This is a genomic window from Tunicatimonas sp. (assembly GCF_049647865.1).
GTDB lineage: Bacteria > Bacteroidota > Bacteroidia > Cytophagales > Cyclobacteriaceae > Tunicatimonas.
The window spans coordinates 1-3,391 of record NZ_JBARYM010000272.1 but is presented as its reverse complement, the minus strand read 5'-3'; the positions used below and the strand labels follow the sequence as shown (position 1 = coordinate 3,391).

At 44.8% G+C, this 3,391-nt stretch carries 3 protein-coding genes and 1 pseudogene; 3 read left to right on the top strand and 1 reads right to left on the bottom strand.

Annotated elements, in window-relative coordinates:
- On the bottom strand, positions 1-1,351 hold a 1,351-nt coding region (locus WBA23_RS08370), incomplete at its 3' end, for a sulfatase family protein (protein WP_424581821.1).
- A gap of 107 nt (positions 1,352-1,458) precedes the next feature.
- Between WBA23_RS08370 and WBA23_RS08365 the strand changes: the two genes are divergently transcribed.
- From WBA23_RS08365 to WBA23_RS08355, 3 genes and pseudogenes are all read left to right on the top strand, one after another.
- Positions 1,459-2,022, top strand: coding sequence for a thioredoxin family protein (locus WBA23_RS08365; RefSeq protein WP_424581820.1), 564 nt, complete (start codon positions 1,459-1,461; stop codon positions 2,020-2,022).
- A 343-nt stretch (positions 2,023-2,365) separates the two neighbouring features.
- Positions 2,366-3,133 (top strand): carboxypeptidase-like regulatory domain-containing protein, encoded by a 768-nt coding sequence (locus WBA23_RS08360; protein WP_424581819.1) that lies wholly within the window; start codon positions 2,366-2,368, stop codon positions 3,131-3,133.
- Positions 3,134-3,182: 49 nt separating this feature from the next.
- Positions 3,183-3,391: pseudogene (locus tag WBA23_RS08355) on the top strand (DUF4198 domain-containing protein); the annotation flags it as partial.

Sequence of the window (3,391 nt, the reverse complement as noted above, 5' to 3'; positions counted from 1 at the left end):
CTTTCAAATATTTCTCATGACTACGGTCAGCGGCTGGCTTAAATCGGTGCGTTTCTCGAGTGTCACCTAATTCCTCCTTAAACTTTTCAATATCTTGCTGCATCTGCGCTACTTTGTCGGGATGTTGATCGGCCAGATTGTTTTGCTCACTAAGGTCTTCGGCTAAGTTAAACAGTAGCATTCCGTGGGGCAATTCTCCTTCGTAGGTGTAGCGTCCTCGGTACGGATCATTCATAGGAAGTTTCAGATTCCAATCCCCTTTGCGGTAGGCAGCTACATCGCCGGTGCGGTGCGAGTAGTACATAAATTGGTTGCCCTGTCGTTCTTTTCCTTCCAGTAGCACCGGAGCAATGTCTTCGCCATCAATCGGCCGATCTTGCGGTACCGATGCTCCGGTAATGGTGGCAAACGTCGGGAACCAGTCCATCATATTGTGCATGCCGTCAATTGTTTGGCCAGCTTCTACCCGGGATTTCCACTGCATCACGCAGGGTACACGCATCCCCCCTTCAAAGGTAGTTTGCTTGCCACACCGAAGCGGGCCCGCCGAACCACCGTGATCGATCATGGTGAGCCAGGGGCCATTATCGCTGGAGACTACCACGATAGTATTTTCGTCTACCCCAACTTCCTGTAATTTCTTCAAGACCTCGCCTACGCTCCAGTCCAGCTCTTGAATCACGTCGCCGTATAAACCTCGGTTAGAAGAGCCATCAAATTTTTCGGATACGTACAGCGGAACGTGCGGCATGGAGTGCGGCATATACAGAAAGAAAGGTTCATTCTGATGGTCGTCAATAAACTGCACTGCCTTTTCAGCGTAGGTGCGGGTGGTATAGTGCTGGTCGACATCTTCTTCGGCCAAATCATTTCCCTCCAGGTAAACCACTGCTTCCATATCATTACTGTAGGGAATACCATAATAGTAATCGAAGCCTCGTTGCAGTGGTAGGTATTCTTGTCTATGACCTAGGTGCCATTTTCCTACTACCCCCGTGGCGTAGCCCACTTCTTTCAACATATCGGCCATAGTAACTTCTGCGGTATCCATACCCGTCCAGCTTTCGGGGAAAAATACGCCATGAATACCGTCGCGAGCGGGGTATCGGCCAGTCATCAGTCCGTAGCGAGAAGGGCTACAAACTGGCGAGACGGAGTAGAATTCAGTGAACTTAATTCCGTTTTGAGCAATCTGGTCAATATTGGGGGTTTTGATGTCTTCGGCTCCGTAGCAGCCCACATCGCCGTAGCCCATATCATCGGCGTAGATAAAAACGATGTTGGGCTGATTAGCCGATGATTGAGCATAAATGTTTAATGTGAAAAGCAGTAAAACAACTGCTAAATTCAAAAATTTTAAGTTGCGTTTTGTCATAAGGTTGTCGTATCTTTTTTCGGGGTTATTAGTTAAGGAGAGTAAAATATTAAAACTTTATTGTAATCGCTAAACTAATTTTTATGGCCCGTACCGAATCCAACCTAATGCCGTTAGGTATCTCCGCTCCCAATTTCTCATTACCCGATACTCGTTCCGACGAAATGTTGAGCTTATTGGATATACAGGGCGAACTAGCCACTGTTATTATGTTTATCTGCAATCACTGTCCTTACGTGAAACACATCAAATCGGAGATTGCTCGGCTAGCTAATGACTATCAATCGAGGGGAATATCCTTTGTTGCCATTAGTTCTAACGATGCAACGCAGTATCCGGCAGATGGCCCGGATAAAATGAAGGAGATCGCCAAAAAGTGGAAGTTTGATTTTCCGTACTTGTACGATAAATCGCAGGAAGTAGCCCAAGTATACAAGGCAGCCTGTACACCCGATATCTACGTGTTTGATGATAGCTTAAAGTTGGTCTATCATGGGCAGTTAGATGATTCGCGACCCAAAAATGATATTCCAGTGACAGGCCGAGACGTTCGGGCGGCACTAGATGCATTAATTGCCGGAGTAGAAGTCAATAAAGACCAGACGCCTAGCGTTGGATGTAATATCAAATGGAAGGAGAACAGTTGACAATTAGCAGTTGAAAATGGATAATGAAAACTGGAGAAAGGTAAAAGGTAAAGAGGTAGATGGTGTAGGCTTAAAGAAGAAAGGGTTGAACGTCTGAAGATCAATAGTTTCTTAAAACCCTAATGGATTCACTCATTCTCTGATTTTCCGAGTGACTAATAACCGTAGACTGTAGACCGTTGTCTGTGGACTATTTTCTGTGGACAAGTAACAATTTACTCAATCGTACTATTCTTTAGCCCTGATACTTATGTTTCCATTTTGAACTGGGAATGATTTTATCGTTAAAAAATGTTAACAACTGGTGTATCAGGTAGCTTTTTAGTAATTTAGAGGTTCAATTATGCGACATTTCCTTCTAATTATTGGTTTCTGCTCGTTTGCTTTTTGGGCTACTGCGCAAAATTCGCCAGAAGGAAGCATTAAGCTTTCGGGTAACATTATTAACGATGAGGATCAGCCACTCTCGTTTGCTACGGTGACGAACCTTACCACTGAAACCGGAGTGATTAGTAATGAAGAGGGGTTCTTCTATCTGACCTTTCAGCAGAACGATACCATTCGAATTTCGTCGGTGGGCTTTGAACCGGCGTTTATTTACTTTGGTGATACGGCTCAGGCTAATAATTATGATCTGCAAATTCGGATGAGTGAGCAAACCTATGAATTAGAAAACGTCACGGTGTTTGCTTTTAAAGATGTAGAATCGTTTAAGAGGGCAATCTTGGAGATGGATGACTTACCCGAAGAATCTCCCAAAGTAGTTGTACCTGGTTCTTACGATGGTCCCCGTCGCGAACCTAAAGCTAGTCCACTTAACCCAGTTTCGTTTATTGCCAGTCAATTTAGCCGCCGAGCTAAGTACGAACGTATGGCCAGAGAAGCTAAGCAGGATTATGATCGGCGGCAGCGGCTTTCCCGTAAGTATAATCGCGAAATGGTGGGGGAAATTACCGGATTAACCGATGGATCATTAGATGATTTTATGATTTTTTGCCGCTTCGAGGATGATTTCATCGAACGCTCTAGCCAGTACGACCTAGTGCTGGCTATTAACCGCTGCTACACTGACTTTTCTGAGCAGGATACTACTGAACCTGAGCGTAACTAAATACCCACCCTACTTCTTAACCTTTCAAAATATGCTGAAATGAACGGCGGTGCTTCTTCTAGGATGTATCGTTTTAAGTTCGCATGATCTATTTCTTAAGCTGGACACCTTCCTCCCTGCTAATAAATTAGTAGAACTGTATCTACTCAATGGCACATTTAACAGCAGTGAAAATGTGATTGCTCGGAAGCGGACGCGAAACGTAGAATTAGTCGGTCGAATGGTTAGCCAAACACCTCAGGACCATCAGTGGGCGGA

Excerpts from the sequence above, each read along its gene's own strand:
- WBA23_RS08360 (WP_424581819.1), top strand. The coding sequence starts at position 2,366 with ATGCGACATTTCCTTCTAATTATTGGTTTCTGCTCGTTTGCTTTTTGG.
- WBA23_RS08365 (WP_424581820.1), top strand. The coding sequence starts at position 1,459 with ATGGCCCGTACCGAATCCAACCTAATGCCGTTAGGTATCTCCGCTCCC.